General features: G+C 72.7%; 15 protein-coding genes. 4 read left to right on the top strand and 11 right to left on the bottom strand.

The genetic code is table 11. The features are described from left to right. Positions 1–147: 147 nt before the first annotated feature. Positions 148–1,557: a type I glutamate--ammonia ligase gene (glnA, locus tag AB0C96_RS05180; protein WP_362913850.1), complete on the bottom strand. Its 1,410-nt coding sequence runs from the start codon at positions 1,555–1,557 to the stop codon at positions 148–150. A gap of 291 nt (positions 1,558–1,848) precedes the next feature. On the opposite strand from glnA, the gene AB0C96_RS05175 reads away from it, so the two are divergent. Further along, positions 1,849–2,316: an RDD family protein gene (locus AB0C96_RS05175; protein ID WP_362913848.1), complete on the top strand. Its 468-nt coding sequence runs from the start codon at positions 1,849–1,851 to the stop codon at positions 2,314–2,316. 367 nt (positions 2,317–2,683) lie between these two features. Here AB0C96_RS05175 and AB0C96_RS05170 read toward each other — a convergent pair whose 3' ends face one another. The 4 genes from AB0C96_RS05170 to lipB all read right to left on the bottom strand — a co-directional run bounded on the left by AB0C96_RS05170 (position 2,684) and on the right by lipB (position 5,751). After that, complete coding sequence (locus tag AB0C96_RS05170) at positions 2,684–3,394, bottom strand: DUF4191 domain-containing protein (protein WP_362913846.1); 711 nt, start codon at positions 3,392–3,394, stop codon at positions 2,684–2,686. A gap of 10 nt (positions 3,395–3,404) precedes the next feature. After that, on the bottom strand, positions 3,405–3,623 hold the full coding sequence (locus tag AB0C96_RS05165; protein WP_362913844.1) for a hypothetical protein: 219 nt from the start codon (positions 3,621–3,623) through the stop codon (positions 3,405–3,407). 218 nt (positions 3,624–3,841) lie between these two features. Next, positions 3,842–4,816 (bottom strand): lipoyl synthase, encoded by a 975-nt coding sequence (lipA, locus tag AB0C96_RS05160; RefSeq protein WP_362913842.1) that lies wholly within the window; start codon positions 4,814–4,816, stop codon positions 3,842–3,844. A 116-nt stretch (positions 4,817–4,932) separates the two neighbouring features. Then, positions 4,933–5,751 carry a lipoyl(octanoyl) transferase LipB gene (gene lipB, locus AB0C96_RS05155; protein WP_362913840.1) on the bottom strand — a complete coding sequence of 273 codons (819 nt, stop codon included), beginning with the start codon at positions 5,749–5,751 and terminating at the stop codon, positions 4,933–4,935. A gap of 287 nt (positions 5,752–6,038) precedes the next feature. Here lipB and AB0C96_RS05150 point away from each other — a divergent pair, with 287 nt between their 5' ends. Further along, positions 6,039–7,499 (top strand): regulator, encoded by a 1,461-nt coding sequence (locus tag AB0C96_RS05150; RefSeq protein ID WP_362913838.1) that lies wholly within the window; start codon positions 6,039–6,041, stop codon positions 7,497–7,499. A 134-nt stretch (positions 7,500–7,633) separates the two neighbouring features. Here AB0C96_RS05150 and AB0C96_RS05145 read toward each other — a convergent pair whose 3' ends face one another. The 3 genes from AB0C96_RS05145 to AB0C96_RS05135 form a co-directional block, all read right to left on the bottom strand. Further along, positions 7,634–8,986 carry an NAD(P)/FAD-dependent oxidoreductase gene (locus tag AB0C96_RS05145; protein WP_362913836.1) on the bottom strand — a complete coding sequence of 451 codons (1,353 nt, stop codon included), beginning with the start codon at positions 8,984–8,986 and terminating at the stop codon, positions 7,634–7,636. Between the two features lie 282 nt (positions 8,987–9,268). Continuing rightward, positions 9,269–10,153: a TIGR01777 family oxidoreductase gene (locus tag AB0C96_RS05140; protein ID WP_362913834.1), complete on the bottom strand. Its 885-nt coding sequence runs from the start codon at positions 10,151–10,153 to the stop codon at positions 9,269–9,271. A gap of 138 nt (positions 10,154–10,291) precedes the next feature. Then, complete coding sequence (locus tag AB0C96_RS05135) at positions 10,292–10,810, bottom strand: DUF4240 domain-containing protein (RefSeq protein ID WP_362913832.1); 519 nt, start codon at positions 10,808–10,810, stop codon at positions 10,292–10,294. A 293-nt stretch (positions 10,811–11,103) separates the two neighbouring features. On the opposite strand from AB0C96_RS05135, the gene AB0C96_RS05130 reads away from it, so the two are divergent. After that, complete coding sequence (locus AB0C96_RS05130; RefSeq protein WP_362914113.1) at positions 11,104–13,029, top strand: hypothetical protein; 1,926 nt, start codon at positions 11,104–11,106, stop codon at positions 13,027–13,029. Between the two features lie 211 nt (positions 13,030–13,240). Further along, on the top strand, positions 13,241–14,203 hold the full coding sequence (locus AB0C96_RS05125) for an SDR family oxidoreductase (RefSeq protein ID WP_362913830.1): 963 nt from the start codon (positions 13,241–13,243) through the stop codon (positions 14,201–14,203). Between the two features lie 56 nt (positions 14,204–14,259). Here the strand turns inward: AB0C96_RS05125 and AB0C96_RS05120 are convergent, their stop codons facing one another. The 3 genes from AB0C96_RS05120 to AB0C96_RS05110 form a co-directional block, all read right to left on the bottom strand. Further along, entirely contained in the window at positions 14,260–15,240 is a 981-nt protein-coding gene (locus AB0C96_RS05120) for a WYL domain-containing protein (protein ID WP_362913828.1), read from the bottom strand. Positions 15,241–15,597: 357 nt separating this feature from the next. Continuing rightward, positions 15,598–18,285 (bottom strand): pyruvate dehydrogenase (acetyl-transferring), homodimeric type, encoded by a 2,688-nt coding sequence (gene aceE, locus AB0C96_RS05115; RefSeq protein WP_362913826.1) that lies wholly within the window; start codon positions 18,283–18,285, stop codon positions 15,598–15,600. 319 nt (positions 18,286–18,604) lie between these two features. Further along, complete coding sequence (locus AB0C96_RS05110; RefSeq protein WP_362913824.1) at positions 18,605–19,228, bottom strand: GntR family transcriptional regulator; 624 nt, start codon at positions 19,226–19,228, stop codon at positions 18,605–18,607. Positions 19,229–19,316: the final 88 nt, after the last annotated feature.

Below are 19,316 nucleotides of genomic sequence, written 5' to 3'. Positions count from 1 at the left end.
CATCGGGTCAGAGAACTGGCCAGGCGGTGCACACACGGTGCACAAGGGGGCGGAAAACAGCTGTGACCTACGAGAACTCACGAGAAGAGTTTCCGCAGGTCACAGCTGGTTTTTCAGATTTACGCCCAGTTCGCCGGGCGCCGGCTCTTAGATGTCGAAGTACAGCTCGAACTCGTGCGGGTGCGGGCGCAGCTGGATCGGGGCGATTTCGTTGGTGCGCTTGTAGTCGATCCAGGTCTCGATCAGGTCGGCGGTGAAGACGCCGCCCTGCTGGAGGTACTCGTTGTCCTCTTCGAGGGCGTCGAGGACGGCCGGGAGGGACGTCGGGACCTGGGGGACGCCGGCGTGCTCCTCGGGGGCGAGCTCGTAGAGGTCCTTGTCGATCGGCTCGGCGGGCTCGATCTTGTTCTTGACGCCGTCGAGGCCGGCCAGGAGGAGGGCCGAGAAGGCGAGGTAGGGGTTCGAGGACGGGTCCGGGGCGCGGAACTCGACGCGCTTGGCCTTCGGGTTCGAGCCGGTGATCGGGATGCGCATGGCCGCGGAGCGGTTGCGCTGGGAGTAGACCAGGTTGACCGGGGCCTCGAAGCCGGGGACCAGGCGGTGGTAGGAGTTCACCGTCGGGTTGGTGAAGGCGAGCAGCGAGGGGGCGTGCTTGAGGATGCCGCCGATGTAGTAGCGGGCGGTGTCCGAGAGGCCCGCGTAGCCCTGCTCGTCGTAGAAGAGGGGGGCGCCCGCCTGCCACAGGGACTGGTGGACGTGCATGCCGGAGCCGTTGTCGCCGAAGATCGGCTTGGGCATGAAGGTCGCGGTCTTGCCGTTGCGCCAGGCGACGTTCTTGACGATGTACTTGAACAGCATCAGGTCGTCGGCGGCGGCGAGCAGGGTGTTGAACTTGTAGTTGATCTCCGCCTGGCCGGCGGTGCCGACCTCGTGGTGCTGGCGCTCGACCTGGAGGCCGGCCTTGTCCAGCTCCAGGGAGATCTCGGCGCGCAGGTCGGCGAAGTGGTCGACCGGCGGGGCCGGGAAGTAGCCGCCCTTGTAGCGGACCTTGTACCCGCGGTTGTTCTCCTCGGAGCCGGTGTTCCAGGCGCCGGCCTCGGAGTCGATGTGGTAGAAGGACTCGTTCGACTTCGTCTCGAAGCGCACGTTGTCGAAGATGTAGAACTCGGCCTCGGGACCGAAGTACGCGGTGTCCGCGATACCGGTGGAGGCGAGGTAGGCCTCGGCCTTCTTGGCGATGTTCCGCGGGTCACGGCTGTACTGCTCGCCGGTGATCGGGTCGTGGATGAAGAAGTTGACGTTGACCGTCTTGTCGCGGCGGAACGGGTCCACACGGGCGGTAGACAGGTCGGCGCGCAGGGCCATGTCGGACTCGTGAATGGCCTGGAAACCACGGATCGAGGAGCCGTCGAACGCCAGCTCTTCGGCCGGGTCGAAGGCCGCTGCCGGGATCGTGAAGTGCTGCATCACACCGGGCAGGTCGCAGAAGCGGACATCGATGAACTTGACGTCCTCGTCCGCGATGAACTTCTTGGCCTCGTCGGCGTTCTGGAACATCCAACTCCTCCTAGCCCGGTCACCGGTCGGCGGACGCGGGATAGCTGCTCGGAACACGGCCATGTGCGGTGGCGCGCTCGCCCGACCATAGGCAGGCGGGATTTCCCAAGCATGACCCATTTGTTTCGCCGAGGTTAACCGCCGCGCGGTCGTCCTTACCCCCCAGTGTGCGCCAAATCATCACATTACGGCCCCGTGTCGTCGGTCGCCTTTTGCCGCCCGTACGGCCCGCCGCCGGCCCCCGCCGGACCTCCGCGAAGCGCAGGCAGACCGTCGCAGTACCGTGGACGGGTGGACAACAGGCAAGCAATCGGATCGTGGATCTCCGGGCCCCGCGCGGCAGCCGAGGACATGGGTGTCGAGTTCGGCTACCGCGGGCAACGGCTCGGGCTGCCGGAGGAGGGGCCGGGCTCACTCGCCCGCCCGGGGCGGCGCTTCGCCGCGCTCTTCATCGACTGGGCGCTGTGCATGCTCATCGCATACGGACTGCTCAGCGGAGGCAAGGCGCAGGCCGCGAGCAACTGGGCGCTGGTGGTCTTCGCGGTGCTCAGCGTGCTGACGGTCGGTACGGTCGGCTGCACGCCGGGCAAGCGGTTGCTGGGCCTGCGGGTGGTCGCCGAGGGCGGCGGCCGGATCTCGGTGCCGCGGGTCGTGCTGCGGACGCTGCTGCTCGTCGTCGTCATCCCGGCCGTGGTCTGGGACCGGGACGGCCGGGGGCTGCACGACCGTCTGGTGCGTGCCGTACAGGTCCGGATCTGAGCGTCGGCGGTACTCGCGGACGCGTTCGCATCTGGTCGCGAGCCGGTTACGCGTCCGCATCTGGCCGTCAGCCGGTGCGCGTCCGCAGCTGATCATCAGGCGTGGCGCGCCCGCAGCTGGCCGTCAGCCGCCGTACGCGTCCACATTCAGCCGTCAGCCGTCAGCCGTCAGCCGTCAGCCGTCAGCCGTACGCGTCCGGATTCGACCGCCGCGGGTCGGAAGGCGGAGGCGAACGGAAAGGCCGAAGGAAGAGCCGAGCGGAAGAGCCGAACGGGAAAGTCGAGCGGAGAAGCCGAACGAAACGGGTGGGCCCGGGACCGCTGTGGTCCCGGGCCCACCCGGTTCTCGTGTGTACGAGTCGTGCGGTTCAGCGCGACTTGCCGCCGCCCTTGGGCATCCGCATGCCCTTCGGCATCGGGCCCTTCGGGATCGGCATGTTGCTCATCAGGTCGCCCAGTGCCCGCAGCCGGTCGTTGACCGCGGTGACCTGGGCGCCGGGCAGTACGCGCGGCAGCTTCAGCAGGGTGTTACGGAGCTTCTTCAGCGGCACCTGGCCCTCGCCGTCGCCCACCACGATGTCGTGGACGGGGGCGTCCGCGACGGTGCGCGCCATCCGCTTCTTCTCCGCGGCCAGCAGGCCCCGGAGACGGTTCGGGTTGCCCTCGCCGACCAGCACGATGCCGGCCTTGCCGACGGCGCGGTGCACCACGTCCTGGTTGCGGTTCATGGCCACCGCGGGGGTGACCGTCCAGCCGCGCCCGACGTTTTCCAGCACGGCCGCCGCCGCACCGGGCTGGCCTTCCATCTGCCCGAAGGCGGCCCGCTCGGCGCGCCGCCCGAAGACGATCGCCATCGCGAGGAAGGCCAGGACGAAGCCCAGGATCCCTGCGTAGACGGGGTGGTCGATCCAGAAGCCGAGGGCGAGCAGAACGCCGAAAACGACGATGCCCACGCCAGCGACGACAAGACCGACCTTGGAGTCGACCCGACGGGTCATCTTGTAGGTCAGGGCGATCTGCTTCAGTCGCCCGGGGTTCTCAGCGCCGGCAGCGCCGTTGGAGTTTGCCTTCCTCGCCATACAGCGAAGTTTACGTGGCGTGCGGGTGCTCGGTCGCCGCGGCCTCCAGTACGTACTGGGCCTCGTGCCGGTCCTTGGCGCGGCGGCGGTCCTCAAGGACCGACGTCCAGGCGTTGCGGCGGGCGGTGCGCTGCCCGCCGCGCATCAGTACCGCCTCGACGGCACGCAGGGCGCCGGTGACGGACGGGATCGGGAGGGCGGGGGTGGCGCGGAGCGGCGCGGCCTGCATCGTGGGTGACTCCCTCTGACTATCGGTGAAGCAGGTGTGAGTGAGGTGCGGGAGCGGTGCGTGCATCCATCGTCACGGAAAGGTGTTACCAACGGATGACCTGCGGGTCAAACACCTATGAAACGTTGACGCGGCCCGCCACGCCCCCCGTCATGGGGGAGTGCGGGCCGCGTGTCTCCAGCATGTGCCACGTTTCACAAGATGGCGCGCCGGGAAACTCAAACCGCCTGACTGGAGTCCTCGACCTCGCCCTGCTGCGCAGCGCCTGATAGACGCTGCTGGACGGCCTGCTGGTAGAGGCGGCCGGCGCGGTACGAGGAGCGGACCAGCGGGCCGGACATGACACCGGCGTAGCCGATCTCCTCGGCCTCCTCCTTGAGCTCGACGAACTCGGCCGGCTTGACCCAGCGCTCGATGGGGTGGTGGCGGACCGACGGGCGCAGGTACTGCGTGATCGTGATCAGCTCACAGCCCGCGTCGTAGAGGTCCTGGAGCGCCTGGCTGATCTCCTCGCGCTCCTCGCCCATGCCCAGGATCAGGTTGGACTTGGTCACCAGGCCGGCCTCGCGGGCCTTGGTGATGACCTCCAGCGAGCGCTCGTAGCGGAAGCCGGGGCGGATCCGCTTGAAGATCCGCGGGACGGTCTCGACGTTGTGGGCGAGCACCTCGGGGCGGGAGGAGAAGACCTCGGCGAGCTGCTCGGGCACCGCGTTGAAGTCGGGGATCAGCAGCTCGACGCCGGTGTCGGGCATCGCGGCGTGGATCTGCCGGACGGTCTCGGCGTAGAGCCAGGCGCCGCCGTCCTCCAGGTCGTCGCGCGCGACGCCGGTGATCGTGGCGTACTTCAGGCCCATGGTCTGCACGGACTCGGCGACCCGGCGCGGCTCGTCGCGGTCCAGCTCCTGCGGCTTGCCGGTGTCGATCTGGCAGAAGTCGCAGCGGCGGGTGCACTGGTCGCCGCCGATGAGGAACGTCGCCTCGCGGTCCTCCCAGCACTCGTAGATGTTGGGACAGCCCGCCTCCTGGCAGACCGTGTGCAGGCCCTCGCTCTTGACCAGGCCCTGGAGGTGGTTGTACTCGGGACCCATTTTCGCCCGGGTCTTGATCCACTCGGGCTTGCGCTCGATGGGGGTCTGGCTGTTCCGGACCTCCAGGCGCAGCATCTTGCGTCCGTCGGGTGCGACAGCGGACACGTCCGGCTCCCTACGACTTCGTTTCCTTGGCGTACACCAGGGTACGCCCGTCAATTCGCACGTCTTTACGTGCTGGGCAACCCCTTGCGACAGGGGCGCATTCCCTTACCCGGGCTTCAGACCGCCCGGGGCAGCAGCTCGGCGTGCTCCAGCACGTCCTTCAGGTGCTTCTCGACGACCGGCAGCACCTCGGCGATGGTGATGTCGCGGCCGAGCTCCCCGGCGAGCGAGGCGACGCCCGCGTCCCGGATGCCGCACGGCACGATCTTGTCGAACGAGGTGTTGTCCGGGTTCACGTTCAGCGAGAAGCCGTGCATCGTGACGCCCTTGGCGACGCGGATGCCGATCGCGGCGAGCTTGCGGTCCTCACCGCGCTGGCCGGCGTTGGACGGCGCGTACTCGGGGCCCATCAGCCGTGCGTCGTACGTCTCGTCGTCCGCCGCCCGCGGAGCGAAGTCGAGGTTCAGGCCGCCCAGGACCGGCCGCTCCTCCACCGGGTCGCCCAGCACCCACACGCCGCTGCGGCCCTCGACCCGGGTGCCCTCGATGCCGAACTCGGCGCAGACCCGGATCAGCGCGTCTTCGAGGCGGCGGACGTGGGCGACGACGTCGACCGGGCGCGGCAGCTTCTGGATGGGGTAGCCCACCAGCTGGCCGGGGCCGTGCCAGGTGATCTTGCCGCCGCGGTCCACGTCGACGACCGGGGTCCCGTCCAGGGGGCGCTCGTCGTCGGTGGTGCGCCGTCCCGCGGTGTACACCGGCTGGTGCTCCAGCAGCAGGCAGGTGTCCGGCACCTCGTCGGCGAACCGGGCGGCGTGCACCCGGCGCTGCTCCTGCCAGGCCGTCTCGTACTCCACGGCCTCGGTGCCGAAGCCCAGGTGCACGAAGCGCAGCCCCTCGGGTACGGGGGTCGCCCCCCGAGAGATCGCAGTCACGGCAGCTCCTCTTCGAACTTGTTGCCCGTCGCCGCGCGCGCCGACGGTGCCTTTGCGCCCATGCCACTGTACGGCGGCCGGTTCCGGGCCCGTCGGGCGGCCGGTGTACCGGCCATCCGGAGGACCCCCGCCCCTGCTCACACGATCGGATGAACGCGTGGCTGAGGTGGCCAGAAAGGCTCCGAAGGCCGTTACATTCACGCCGTTCCACAAGGGCGATGAGCATGCCGGACAGGGTCCGCCGAACCCGGCTGCCCGGCCCGGAAGGCAGGAGACCGGTAAAGCTGATGACGGAACGACCCCCGCACCACACGCCCAACCGCCAGCTCGCCGCGCTCATCGCCGAGGCGGGATTTTCCAATGCCGGGCTGGCCAGACGCGTCGATCAGCTCGGCATCGAGCACGGCCTCGACCTCCGTTACGACAAGACCTCGGTGACCCGCTGGCTGCGCGGCCAGCAGCCGAGGGGCACCACCCCCGCGCTGATCGCGGAGGTGTTCACCCGCCGGCTGGGACGCCGGCTCTCCGCCCAGGACCTCGGCCTGGACGCCTGTGCGCCGGTGTACGCCGGCCTGGAGTTCGCCTCCACGCCCAGCGAGGCGGTGGACATCGTCAGCGGTCTGTGGCGCAAGGACTCCGGCAGCCATGCCGAGCTCCGCAAGATCGCCTTCACCCCGGCCGGGCTCGTGGTGCCCAGCCGGGACTGGCTGATCGGCCGCCCCGACGAGCGTGTCGCCCACGGTGAGGCGCCCGCCGCCGAGGGATCGGGCCGGGTGCCGATCCAGGCCAACCGGGCCTCGGTGCCCCGCCAGCGCCGCACGGACCGCGTCGACCGCACCCAGGGCTCCCGGGTCACCTCCGGTGACATCGCGGCCCTCCGCTCGGTCGGCGAGCTCTTCCGGGCGCTGGACCACGCCTATGGCGGCGGCCACGCCCGGCAGGCCCTGGTGCGCTACCTGGAGCACGAGGCCGAGCCGATGCTGCGCGGCACCTACGGGGAGGCCACCGGCCGCCGGCTGTTCGCAGCCGCCGCCGATCTGACCCGGCTGGCGGGCTGGACCTCGTACGACATCGCCGCACACGGCCTGGCGCAGCGGTACTTCGTGCAGGCACTGCGATTGGCACAGGCCGCCGGCGACCGGGCGTACGGCTCCTACGTCCTGGTGACGATGAGCCGGCAGGCCGTCTATCTGGGGCACGGCAGGGAGGCCGTCCAATTGGCGCGCGTCGCCCAGCAGGGCATCGGCGGCAGCGCCCCGCCCGCCGTACAGGCGCTGCTGCACTCCGCGGAGGCGCGCGGCCACGGCGTGATGGGCGAGGTCCGGGCCTGCACCGCGGCGCTGGCCCGCGCGGAACGGGCGCTGGAGACCGCCCGCCCCGGCGACGACACCCCGTACTGGGCGCGCTTCTTCGACGAGGCGCAGCTCGCCGACGAGCTGGCGCACTGCCACCGCGATCTCCAGCAGTACCGCGCGGCCTCCCAGCACGCCGAGCGCTCCCTCCAGCTGCGCGCCGCAGGGTTCGCCCGCAGCCGGCTGTTCTGCCGGGTGGTGCTGGCGACCGCGCGGCTGGGCCTGGGCGAGCTGGAGCAGGCCTGCACGCTGGGCGCCGAGGCGGCGCTCCAGGCCTCCGAGATGCGGTCCGTACGCGCCCACGAGTACGTCCGGGAGTTCGAGCGCCGTCTGGAGCCGTACCGGGACGCCGCGGCGGTGCGCGGCTACAAGGAGCGGGTGGCGGCGCTGGGCTGAGCCGGGGCGGTGAGCGGCCCGGCCGGGCCGGACCGCTCACGCCGTACCGTGCTGATCCTCCGTCAGCCGTCAGCTGTCAGCTGTCAGCCGTCAGCTGTCAGCCGTCAGCTGGGGGCTCCCCGGGTCGCGCCCGCTCACGCCGCCGTGCGCAGCATGTCGTCCGGCTCCGTTGTCAGGGCCGGCAGGCCGAAGTCCTGGAGGACGGCGCGGGCGGCCCGGCGGCCCGAGTTCAGCGCGCCCTGGAGCGTGCTGGTGTCCCGGTGGTCGCCGCACACATACAGCCCCGACAGCACCCGGACGGAGCGCTCCGGATCGTGCGGCGCGGGCATCGCCGGTACCGCGTACGGATCGTGATGGCCGGTCAGCAGCTGCCAGTCGTCGGTCCGCGCCCCGTGGAGCCGCTCCAGCTGCGGGCGGATCGTCTTGTCGAGGACGGACAGCGGCAGCGCCGCGGCCGCACCGAGCACCGTCGTGGTGATCAAGGATCGGCCGGGCGGCGTACGGGACGGGTCGATCGCACCGGCGAGGTAGCTGTATCCGATCGGGCCGTCCGTCGGGAGGATCAGCGTCCGGTCGCGGGACGGCCCGCCGCGGCCCCCGGATGCCGCACTCGTGGTGTGGTGCAGCACGGTCAGCGGATGGAAGGCGGGCATCCGCAGCCCCGGCAGCAGCTCGGCCGCATCGCGTGCTCCGGTGGCCACCAGCACCGCCCGACAGGGGACATGGCCGTGCCCGGCGGTGCTGACACCCGTGGTCGAGACCGCGGTGACCCGGACGGACGTGCGGACCGTACCGGGCGGCAGTGCGGCGGCGAGCAGTTCGGGAACGGCCGCGGCGCCGCCGGCCGGCAGCCACAGGCGGCCCTCCGCGTACGCGCGCAGCGCCGCCGCCGCGCCCCGGCTGGAGCCGCGCAGCTGCGGGTCGCACAGCAGCGCGGCCAGCAGGGGCCGCAGGAACGCGTCGTGGCCGCGGGGCGGGAAGGCGGGGCGGCTCGCCAGGGCGGCGCGGATCGGGCGGTCGGGCGGGGCCGTCGCCGGGGACGGCCCGAAGGCGGCGGACGCGGCCGCGGTGGGCGCGGGACGGTCCGCACGGCCGGCGGCGCGGCGGTCGGCGTGCGGTGGGATCCGGCGGTCGGCGCGCGAGAGGGCGCGTGCCGCGGAGAGTGCGCCCCGCGTGCTCCGGGGGGCGCTGATCCGGTGCATCCGTTGGCCGTTGTGGATGCCCAGACCCGGCGCGAACGGACGGAGCGTCAGATCCGCCAGCCCCGGAGTGCGGCGCAGCTCGGCGACGGAGACGGCCAACGGCCGGCCGCAGCGGTCCAGCCGGAAGCCGTCCAGCCGGTCGGTGACGGACCGGCCGCCGATCCGTTCCGCCGCCTCCAGGACGGTGACCGACACTCCCGCGCCGGTCAGATGGCGGGCGGCGGCGAGACCGGCCGGGCCGGCTCCCACGATGACGACGTCCACGGTCGATACGGTGCGCAGCACATGCCCCTCCCGGAGGTCGGTCCCAGCTGTGGCGCACGGGTGTCATGCCCGCGGGCGCGGTGTGGGATGCCGAGTGGTGTGTGCGAGGACGGTAGGGAGCCGGCGGCCGGTACGACAGGGGGCGTCCGGGGCGCGTCGGAGCGGCGTCGGCCGACGGCCGGCGGGGCGGGGGTGTCTACACGGGCTGGACGGGGCCGGGCGGCACGCGGCCCGGGACGGTCACGCGGGAGTCGAGGACGGTCACGGGGGATCCCGGGACGGTCATGCGGGAGCCAGGGACGGTCACGCGGACCGCACCGCGTCCATGATGCGCGGATGGTCGAAGGTGAAACCGGAGTCCAGCAGCCGCCGCGGCACCACCCGCTGGCTGCCCAGCACGTCCTCGGCGAAGTCCCCCAGGGCGATCCGCAGCACCGGCGCCGGGACGGTGAACAGCGTGGGCCGGTTCAGTACGCGGCCCATCACGGCGGTCACCTCGCGGTTGGTGACCGGCTCCGGGGCGGTGAGGTTGACCGGCCCGCTCAGCTCCTCGGTGTCGATGAGGTGGCGCAGCGCCCTGATGTGGTCGTGCAGCGAGATGAAGCTCCAGTACTGGCTGCCGTCGCCGAGCCGCCCGCCGAGGCCGAGCCGGAAGATCGGGAAGAGTCGGCCCCAGGCGCCGCCGGAGCGCGCCACGACCAGCCCGGTGCGGGCGAAGACGGTGCGGATGCCCGCGTCCTGCGCCGGCTTCGCGGCCTGTTCCCAGGCCACGCAGACCTCCGGCAGGAACCCCGAGCCGGCCGCCCCGTCCTCGTCCGTCCGCCGGTCACCGGTGTCGCCGTAGTAGCCGATCGCGGTGCCGCAGACGAAGACCCGCGGCGGGGTGTCCATCGAGGCCAGCGCGGTGGCCAGGGTCCGGGTGCCCAGGACCCGGCTGTCGCGGATCTCCTGCTTGTACGCCGCCGTCCAGCGCCGGTCGCCGACGCCGGCACCGGCCAGGTGCACCACCGCCTCGCAGCCGGCCAGCCCGGCCGTGTCGACCTGCTGCCCCTTGGGGTCCCAGCGCACCTCGTCGGCGGCCGCCGGCTCGCGGCGGACGAGCCGGACGACGTCGTGGCCGTCCGTGCGCAGGGACCGTACGAGCGCGTTGCCGATGAGTCCGGTCGAGCCGGTGATCGCGATCCGCATGGGGCCATACTGCCCGCAGCGCCGGGCGGGTGGCGGCATCTGCGTCCGTTCCGCCCGGACTGCCGGGTCCGGACGGCCGGGCGGAACGGACCGTGCCGGCGTCCAAGGCCCCCTCGCCTGGCGTGAAACGGACCGGCCCTATGGCCGGAAACGGTCACACAGGGTGGGGAAACGCTCCGCCATGCCCTGGGCGTCGTCGAAGTCGACGTAGGTGCCGAACGGTTCGCGGGGCGGCGGGGGCAGCCCCAGGTCGGGCATCACGCCGCCGGTCATCTGCTCGTACGCCTCGTCGGCCGCGTAGCCCAGGTCCTCGGCGTCGCCGTCCACCGACTCGTCGAAGTCGTCCAGCAGCTCGGCGAGCTGGTCCGGGTCGTGCAGCGCGCCCTCGAAGACCTCCCGGCCCTGCCCGATCAGCCAGCAGCGGAAGTAGTCGAAGGCGTCGTCGCTGGCGCCGCCCAGGAGCACCGAGGCCGCCGCCCACAGGTCCCACGAGTACGCCCGGTTGTAGCGGGATTCGAAGTGCCGGGCGAAGTCCACGACGACGTCCGGGTCGAGCGCGAGCAGCCGCTCGACCAGCGCGTCGGCCTGCTCCTCCGGGTCGCCCTCGGCGACCTCGCGGGAGGCGTCGATCAGCTCCCAGAACTCCGTCTCGTCCATCACCGCTCCAGCATCTGCCCTGCCGCCGCGCGCCGCATGCGGAGCGCCCCAGATGCGATGGGGTCGTTATCGGGGCCGCGGCCGGCCGGGTCGACGACGGGTCGACGACGGGTCGACGACGGGCCGACGACGGGCGGAACGGTCGCCGTGCGGCGCTCCGCGGGGTGCTCCGTAAAGGTGATCCGCCGCGTGTGACCGTCCCAAGAATCACTCGTTGGAAGGCGTGCAACGAGCAAACGACGGCATAGAAGGCAAAACCACCACTTCGTGAAGGGCTGTTCCCGGCCATGCCCATGGATGAACACACCCGGGCCGATGTCGAACGGGCCGAGGCGGCCATCGTCGAGCACTACCCACGACTGGTCCGCCTCGCCTACCTCGTACTGCCCCCGTCGATGGGCCGCCACCGCCGGGTCCTGACCGCCCACGGCCTGGTCCAACGGGCGCTGCCGCGGGCCCGCCGGCGCCGGCCGGCCCGCGGGCTGCCGGCGCAGCGCGGTCCGCTGCCGGAGTCCGGCTACGACCTGGTGCGGCTGCGGACCCTGCGGCTGGCCCTGGCGTACGAGGGACGGCCGGGCGGCGGGCTGTCCCTCGTCCCCGTCGTGTGGGGGCTGCGGCTCTTCCCACGGGCCGGTGGCGCCGATGAACTCGCCCTGGACCGGGCGCTGTCCGCCGCCCCGGCGTCCGTGCGGGCCGCCATCGGGCTGTGGCACCTGGAGGGCCTGGACGAGGACGCGGTGCGCGCCGTGCTGGAGCGGGCCGGGGTCGAGGAGCCGGAGGCGGCGCAGCGGGCGGCCGCGCACCTGGACGCGGAGACCGGTGGTGGCGCGGCGGCGCTGCTGAACTCGGGGGAGTTCGACCCGTGCACGGTGCAGGCCCGGCCGACGGATCTGCTGCGCCGCCGGCAGCGGGTGCGGGTCTCCCTCGCGCTGGCTGCCGTACTGGCGATCGGCGGGGTGGCGACCGGGGTGTGCGGGGGAGGTGACCGCTCCGGCCGCGCCGAGACCCCCGCCCAGCAGGCGCTCGACCCGACCCGGCTGGTGCGCACCCCCAACGAGCAGTGGGCCGACACCTCCCGGGTGGACTTCACCGCCTGGCCCGCCCGCGGGCGGCAGGCCGGCGACCAGGAGCTGCTGGGGCGGGCGCTGCGGGTCTGGGCGACGCCGCCCGACGACGCCCGGATCACCGCGACCGCGGGGACCTCCACCCGCCCGCCCGACCATCCGCCGCAGCTGTTGTACGCGGGCCTGATCGACAACGTCATGGTGGTGGTCCTGCACGACGGCGAGCGTCTGGTCCGCTACGCCGAACCGGAGGACGCCACCCCCACCCTGCACTTCGCCCGGGTCGACGACGCGGACCTGACGACCGGCGCGGGCCTGGTGATCGGGCGCGGCAACGGCTGGATGCGCTATCTGCTCGCGCCGTGGATCGCCGACGTCAGCACCCGCGACCTGCTGGCACCGGGCGCACCGCCGCACGGGCTGCACGTCGCCCCGGACGGCGTCACCGACCGGATCGCCACGCCGCCCGCGGCGGGCGCCGGCTGCGGACGCTGGCCGGTGGCCCAGTTCCGCCCGTCGACCCGGCTCGGCACGGTCCCGCCGGCCTTCCTGCTCGCGGACCTCGACGACCTCGTCCCGGTCCATCTGACGTACCTGCCGCCGCCCGCCGCCGGTCAGTCGAACCCGGCCGGTCAGCCGACCCCGGCCGGTGGGCCGCGCGAGGCGACCGACCCGCAGGCGCTGCGGAGCTGGGCCCGTACCGCCTGCTCGCTGGGGGCGCTGCGGGGTGCCGGCGTACGGTCCGTCAACGACTGGGCGTTCGCCGAGCAGCAGCTGCCCGAGGGCGCCGGCCGGGCGACCTGGGTGTGCTCCCGCGCCGAGACCTGGCGCGGCCCCGGCAGCGTCACCGTCCACTTCCTGCCGCCCGCCGCCCGGCCCACCGACCCCGGCCGGATCGCCGGACGGGCCGCCGACACCGCCGCGTGCAGCCGCTTCGGCCCGTACGTCGTCGGGGACGTCCACTGGCGGGCGGGGTCGGGCCGGTGGTACCTGCTGGCGGCCGGCAGCCGGGACGTGGGCGCTCTCGACGCCACGGGCGGCGTACGGGCCGCCGGCCCGACCGGCACGCTCGCCGCGCCCGCCGGGCCGGACGCCCGGGCGGAGGTCGTCGGACGGCTGCGGGACGGCAGGAGCGTCCGCGCGGTCCGGCCGTAGGCGCGCGCCGGCATCCCGACGGAGCCGGAACCCGGATCCCCGTACCCGAATCCCGACCCCTGATATCCCGACCCCTGAATCCCGATTCCGGAATCACGACCCCTGAACCCCGATGAATCCCGACAGAAGATGTCGGGATTCGCTGTCAGGGTCGCGCTGTACGGGGGCGGCACCGGCCACCGGCACCATCCGACAGCGAGGAGCGACAGACATGACGGGCCATCAGGAGCAGCGGGCGGCGGGGCGTACGGACCGGGCCGGGACGGGGGATCTGACCGGGCGCGTGGCCCTGGTCGCCGGGGCGACCCGGGGCGCGGGCCGGGCGATGGCGGTGGAGCTGGGACGGGCCGGCGCCCTGGTGTACGTCACGGGGCGGACGACCCGGGAGCGGGTCAGCGAGGTCGGCCGGCCCACGGAGACGATCGAGCAGACCGCGGAGCTGGTGACCGCGGCCGGCGGCACCGGCATCGCCGTACCGACCGACCACCTGGAGCCGGCGCAGGTCAAGGCGCTGATCGAGCGCATCGACGAGGAGCAGGGGCGGCTGGACGTCCTGGTCAACAGCGTCTGGGGCGGCGACCGGCTGATCGAGTTCGACACCAGGCTCTGGGACCTCGATCTGGACAACGGCCTGCGGATGTTCCGCCTCGGCGTCGACACCCACGTGATCACCAGCCACTACGCGCTGCCCCTGCTGATCAGGCGGCCCGGCGGGCTGGTCGTCGAGGTCACCGACGGCACCGCCGCGTTCAACCGCACCTACCGCGACAACCTCTGCTTCGACCTGACCAAGAACGCCCCGCACCGCATCGCCTTCGGCCTCGCCGCCGAGCTGACGGAGTACGACGGCACGGCGGTCTCGCTCACCCCCGGCTTCCTGCGGTCCGAGGAGATGCTGGACCACTTCGGGGTGACGGAGGAGACCTGGCGCGACGCGATCGCCAAGGAGCCGCACTTCGCCATCGCCGAATCGCCGGCCCTGATCGCCCGCGCCGTGCGGGCACTCGCCGCCGACCCGGACAAGCGGCGCTGGACCGGGCAGTCCCTCTCCAGCGGCCGGCTGGCGAAGGAGTACGACTTCACCGACACCGACGGCTCGCGTCCCGACTGCTTCGGCTACTTCGAGGACGTGGTCTTCGGCGGGCAGGACGGCACCGCGGCGGACTACCGCTAGACAGAGGGGAGTTCGACGACTGGACCCAGGGCTCGTCGGCGCGGCCCCGCCGGCGGCTATGCGTACAAGGCGGCCGTCCGCCGGGCGGCCGCCGCGAAGCGCTCACGCAGCTCGGGGGGCGCGAGCACTTCGCCCTCCGGGCCGAGCGCCAGCAGCTGGGCGTAGGCGACGTCGGCGGACTCCACGGGCAGCGTGACGGTCAGCCGGCCGTGTTCGTCGGGGCCGCCGCCGGCTTGCGCCGCGTCGATCGCCTCGCGGGCCGCGGCGCGCTCGGTGACGTACGGCAGCTGCCGCACACCGCGCGCGGAGAGTCGCAGCACCACCTCCTCGCGCAGGATCGAGCGGGCGAACTGCGCGGCCCGCTCGGCCCAGAACGCCGGCAGGTCGAACGTCGCCTCGCGGTCGAACCGGCCACCGTCCTCGGCGCGGTCGACCGATGCGAAGCGGTCCACCCGGTAGACCCGGAAGTCGCCCTGCGCCCGCGCCGCCAGGTACCAGACCCCTGCCTTCAGCACGAGTCCGTACGGCTCCAACTCCCGCTGCACCTCGGTGTCCTTGCGGAGGTAGCGCGTGACGATCCGGTGGTCGTCCCAGACCGCGTCCGCGACGGCGGGCAGCAGGGCGGGCGTCTCGGGCTCCTGGTACCAGGCGGGCGCGTCCAGGTGGAAGCGCTGGGCGGCGTCCGTCGCGGCGTCCCGCAGCTCGGGCAGCAGCGCGGCGGACACCTTCAGCCGGGCGGCCGACGCGGCGTCCGCGAGGCCCATCTCGCGCAGGGCGGAGGGCACCCCGGACAGGAAGAGCGCCTCCGCCTCGCTCCGGCCGAGGCCGGTCAGGCGGGTGCGGTAGCCGCCTATGAGGCGGTATCCGCCGGCCCGCCCGCGGTCGGCGTAGACCGGCACCCCGGCCTCGGAGAGGGAGAGCACGTCCCGGGCGACCGTACGCTCCGAGACCTCCAGCTCCTGCGCCAGCTCGGGACCCGTCATCGACGGCCGCGACTGAAGCAGCAACACCAACTTGATCAGCCGTGCAGCACGCATGTCCCCATGATGCCGTCGCCCACCGACAACGCCCCGCGGGCCGAGCTCCGGCCGGCCTTCGGACCTTCTGGCCTTTCTGGCCTTCTGGCCTTCCGGGCTCCGGAAAAGGAAGGGGCCCGGCCGAGTCAGGGCGTGGCCGGCCGGGCCGTGGGTTCCCGTGCGGAGGCACCGGGCGCGGGAAGGTCGCCTCCGCACGGGAGTTGGGGTCCCCCTCAGGGGGGCGGGCGGCGCCCGGTGTCGGCCGGGGCCACCCGGGGGCCGGAGCCGGCGCCGGCACCGCATCCGTTCGCGGACGGCGGCGCCGCGCCCTCACCGGCCGTCGCGCTCCGGGCCGCGGAGCCCGTGGCGCTGCCGGCCTCAGAGCCCGTAGCGCTCCCGGGCCTCCTTGACCGCGGAGGCCTGCACCTCGCCGCGGCGGGCGAGCTGGGCCAGCGCGGCGACCACGATCGACTCGGCGTCGACGCCGAAGTGGCGACGGGCCGCGTCACGGGTGTCGGACAGGCCGAAGCCGTCCGCGCCGAGCGAGCTGTAGTCCTGCTCGACCCACTGCGCGATCTGGTCGGGGACCTGGCGCATGTAGTCGCTCACGGCCAGGACCGGGCCCTCGACGCCGCTGAGCGCCTCGCGGAGGTACGGGGTGCGCTCCTCGCCGCGCAGGGTGGCCTCGTCGGCCTCCAGCGCGTCGCGCCGCAGCTCCGTCCAGGAGGTCGCGGACCACACGTCGGCGGCCACGCCCCACTCCTCGGCGAGCAGCTGCTGGGCCTTGAGCGCCCAGTGGATCGCGGTGCCGGAGGCCAGCAGCTGGACCGCCGGGGCGTCGGCGGGCGCCGAAACGCCGGCCGTGGCCGCGGTGTTGAAGCGGTACAGGCCGCGGACGATGCCCTCGTCGACGCCCGCGGGCTTCGCCGGCTGGGGCATCGGCTCGTTGTAGACCGTGAGGTAGTAGAAGACGTTCGGGTCCTCGCCCGGGGCGGCCTCGCCGTACATGCGGCGCAGACCGTCCTTGACGATCGCCGCGACCTCGTACGCGAACGCCGGGTCGTACGTCAGCGCCGCCGGGTTCGTCGCCGCGATCATCGGCGAGTGGCCGTCCGCGTGCTGGAGGCCCTCACCGGTCAGCGTCGTACGACCGGCCGTGGCGCCGACCAGGAAGCCCTTGCCGAGCTGGTCGCCGAGCTGCCACATCTGGTCGGCGGTGCGCTGCCAGCCGAACATCGAGTAGAAGATGTAGAAGGGGATCATCGTCTCGCCGTGCGTGGCGTACGCGGTGGCGGCGGCGATGAAGTCCGCCATCGAACCGGCCTCGGTGATGCCCTCGTTGAGGATCTGGCCGTCCTTGGCTTCCTTGTAGTACATCAGCTGGTCGCGGTCGACCGGCTCGTACGTCTGGCCCTTGGGGGAGTAGATCCCGAGGGACGGGAAGAGCGACTCCATGCCGAACGTGCGCGCCTCGTCGGGGACGATCGGCACCCAGCGCTTACCGGTCTCCTTGTCCCGGACGAGGTCCTTGACCAGGCGGACGAAGGCCATGGTCGTGGCCACGGACTGGCTGCCGGAGCCCTTGTCGAAGGCGGCGAAGGCCTTGTCGGCCGGGGCCGGCAGCGGCGCGAGGGGGTGGACGCGGCGGGCCGGGGCCGGGCCGCCGAGCTCCGCGCGGCGCTCCTGGAGGTAGCGGACCTCGGGGGAGTCGGCGCCCGGGTGGCCGTAGGGCACCTTGCCGTCGACGAAGTCGCTGTCGGAGATGGGGAGTTCGAGCAGATCGCGCATGGCCTTGAACTCGTCCACCGTCAGCTTCTTCATCTGGTGGTTGGCGTTCTTGGACTCGAAACCCTTACCGAGGGTGAAGCCCTTGACCGTCTGCGCGAGGATGACGGTCGGGGCGCCCTTGTGCTCCAGCGCGGCCTTGTACGCCGCGTACACCTTGCGCGCCTCGTGGCCGCCGCGCGAGAGGTGGAAGCACTCCAGGATCTTGTCGTCGCCGAGCAGCTTGGCCATCTCGACGAGGGCGGGCTCGGCGCCGAAGAAGTGGTCGCGTATGTAGGCCGCGTCGCGGGTCGCGTAGGTCTGGAACTGGGCGTCCGGTACCTCGCGCAGGCGGCGGGCGAGCGCGCCGGTGGTGTCGAGCCGGAAGAGCTCGTCCCAGGCGGTGCCCCACAGCGTCTTGACGACGTTCCAGCCGGCGCCGCGGAACTGGGCCTCCAGCTCCTGCACGATCTTGAAGTTGGCGCGGACCGGGCCGTCCAGGCGCTGGAGGTTGCAGTTGATGACGAAGGTGAGGTTGTCCAGGCCCTCGCGGGCGGCGAGCGCCAGTGCGGCGGTCGACTCCGGCTCGTCCATCTCGCCGTCGCCCAGGAACGCCCAGACGCGGGAGGCGGAGACGTCCTTGATGCCGCGGTTGGTCAGGTAGCGGTTGAAGCGCGCCTGGTAGATGGCGGAGAGCGGGCCCAGACCCATGGAGACGGTCGGGAACTCCCACAGCCAGGGCAGCCGCCGCGGGTGGGGGTAGGACGGGATGCCCTTGCCGCCGGCCTCGCGGCGGAAGTGGTCGAGGTGGTCCTCGGTGAGGCGGCCGTCGAGGAAGGCGCGGGCGTAGATGCCGGGCGCGGCGTGGCCCTGGATGTAGAGCTGGTCGCCGCTTCCGTCGCCTTCCTTGCCGCGGAAGAAGTGGTTGAAGCCGGTCTCGTAGAGCCAGGCCGCGGACGCGAAGGTGGCGATGTGGCCGCCGACGCCGTACGGGGCGCCGCGGGTGACCATCGCGGCCGCGTTCCAGCGGTTCCAGGCGGCGATCCGGGCTTCCATCGCCTCGTCACCCGGAACGGCGGGCTCGGCGGCGGTGGGGATGGTGTTCAGGTAGTCGCTCTCCAGGAGCTGGGGCAGTGCGAGCCCCGAGTTCTCCAGGGTGCGGCGCATCAGGTAGGCGGCGCGGTGCGGGCCGGCCGCCTCGGTGACGGCGTCCAGGGACTCGCGCCACTCGGCCGTCTCCTCGGGGTCGCGGTCCGGGAACTGGTCGAGCTGGCTGTACGGCAGGCGCACGGGGTCGGGCATGGGTGGCCCCTTTCCGGACGGGAGGGTAGCTCGGGGGTGTCGTCGAGGCCGGGCCGTGTTTCGCGGCGTACGGCGGGATCTCGACGACACCCGTCTGCGAGTTCGGCAGTTTCGGCAGGCAGGGTGTCGCGCCCCGACAGAGGACGATACGCCTGTGATCGATGATCGATCAACGCTCAACGGGTGAAAAACCGCAGGTCGGCACCGGGTGTCGCAAATCTCGGCACGCGGTGCCAGCCCGGAGCCCGCCTCCGCTACGCCCCGCAGTCCCTTCCGAACCCTCGGTGTGCGCCGGGGGCCCGGGGCGGGGGCGGCTCGCTCAGACCCTCGGTGCGCAGCTCAGCACATGCGCCTTGAGCAGGGTGCCGATCTTGGGGTCGCGCCGCCGGAACGCGTCCACGATCTCCTGGTGGTCCTGGGCGTGCGAGCGCGGCTCCGGGCTGAACCAGCGGATCGACAGGGTGGTCCAGACCTCGATGCCCAGCGACTCCCAGGTGTGCAGCAGGACGGAGTTCCCGGCCGCCCGCACGATCTCCCGGTGGAAGGCCACCGTGTGCCGTACCTGCGCCTCCCCGTCCGCCGCCCGGTCCGCCTCCCGCAGCGCCGCCACCTCCCGCTCCAGCGCCGCGGTGTCCTCGGCCAGCCGCCCGGCGGCCAGCTCCGCGGCCACCTGCTCCAGCCCGGCCCGCACCGGGTAGCTCTCCCTCAGGTCGTCCGCGGTCAGGTTCCGCACCCGGACGCCCTTGTTGGGCGCCGACTCGATCAGCTGGAGCGACTCCAGCTCGCGCAGCGCCTCCCGTACGGGCGTCTGGCTGACCTCCAGCTCCACCGCGATCCGCCGCTCCACAATCCGCTCGCCCGGCTGCCAGCGGCCGCTGACGATCCCCTCAAGGATGTGCTCGCGGATCTGCTCGCGCAGCGAATGGACGACGGGCGGGGTCATGAGGTGCTCCTTCAGAGCGGGTGGTGGCGAGGGGGCCATTATCCGGGACGGTGACGCGCAAAGGGGTCGGCCCCGGTTCGTACGCGGA

This window comes from Streptomyces sp. NPDC048506, assembly GCF_040651315.1.
Classification (GTDB): Bacteria; Actinomycetota; Actinomycetes; order Streptomycetales; family Streptomycetaceae; genus Streptomyces.
The sequence above is the reverse complement of the archived record's forward strand: the minus strand, read 5'-3'. Positions and strand labels throughout refer to the sequence as shown.

Coding starts and splice junctions, on each gene's coding strand:
- AB0C96_RS05170 (WP_362913846.1), bottom strand. CDS start 3,394: ATGGCGAGGAAGGCAAACTCCAACGGCGCTGCCGGCGCTGAGAACCCC.
- AB0C96_RS05120 (WP_362913828.1), bottom strand. CDS start 15,240: ATGCGTGCTGCACGGCTGATCAAGTTGGTGTTGCTGCTTCAGTCGCGG.
- AB0C96_RS05125 (WP_362913830.1), top strand. CDS start 13,241: ATGACGGGCCATCAGGAGCAGCGGGCGGCGGGGCGTACGGACCGGGCC.
- aceE (WP_362913826.1), bottom strand. CDS start 18,285: ATGCCCGACCCCGTGCGCCTGCCGTACAGCCAGCTCGACCAGTTCCCG.
- AB0C96_RS05140 (WP_362913834.1), bottom strand. CDS start 10,153: ATGCGGATCGCGATCACCGGCTCGACCGGACTCATCGGCAACGCGCTC.
- glnA (WP_362913850.1), bottom strand. CDS start 1,557: ATGTTCCAGAACGCCGACGAGGCCAAGAAGTTCATCGCGGACGAGGAC.
- AB0C96_RS05165 (WP_362913844.1), bottom strand. CDS start 3,623: ATGCAGGCCGCGCCGCTCCGCGCCACCCCCGCCCTCCCGATCCCGTCC.
- AB0C96_RS05150 (WP_362913838.1), top strand. CDS start 6,039: ATGACGGAACGACCCCCGCACCACACGCCCAACCGCCAGCTCGCCGCG.
- AB0C96_RS05110 (WP_362913824.1), bottom strand. CDS start 19,228: ATGACCCCGCCCGTCGTCCATTCGCTGCGCGAGCAGATCCGCGAGCAC.
- AB0C96_RS05130 (WP_362914113.1), top strand. CDS start 11,104: ATGGATGAACACACCCGGGCCGATGTCGAACGGGCCGAGGCGGCCATC.
- AB0C96_RS05135 (WP_362913832.1), bottom strand. CDS start 10,810: ATGGACGAGACGGAGTTCTGGGAGCTGATCGACGCCTCCCGCGAGGTC.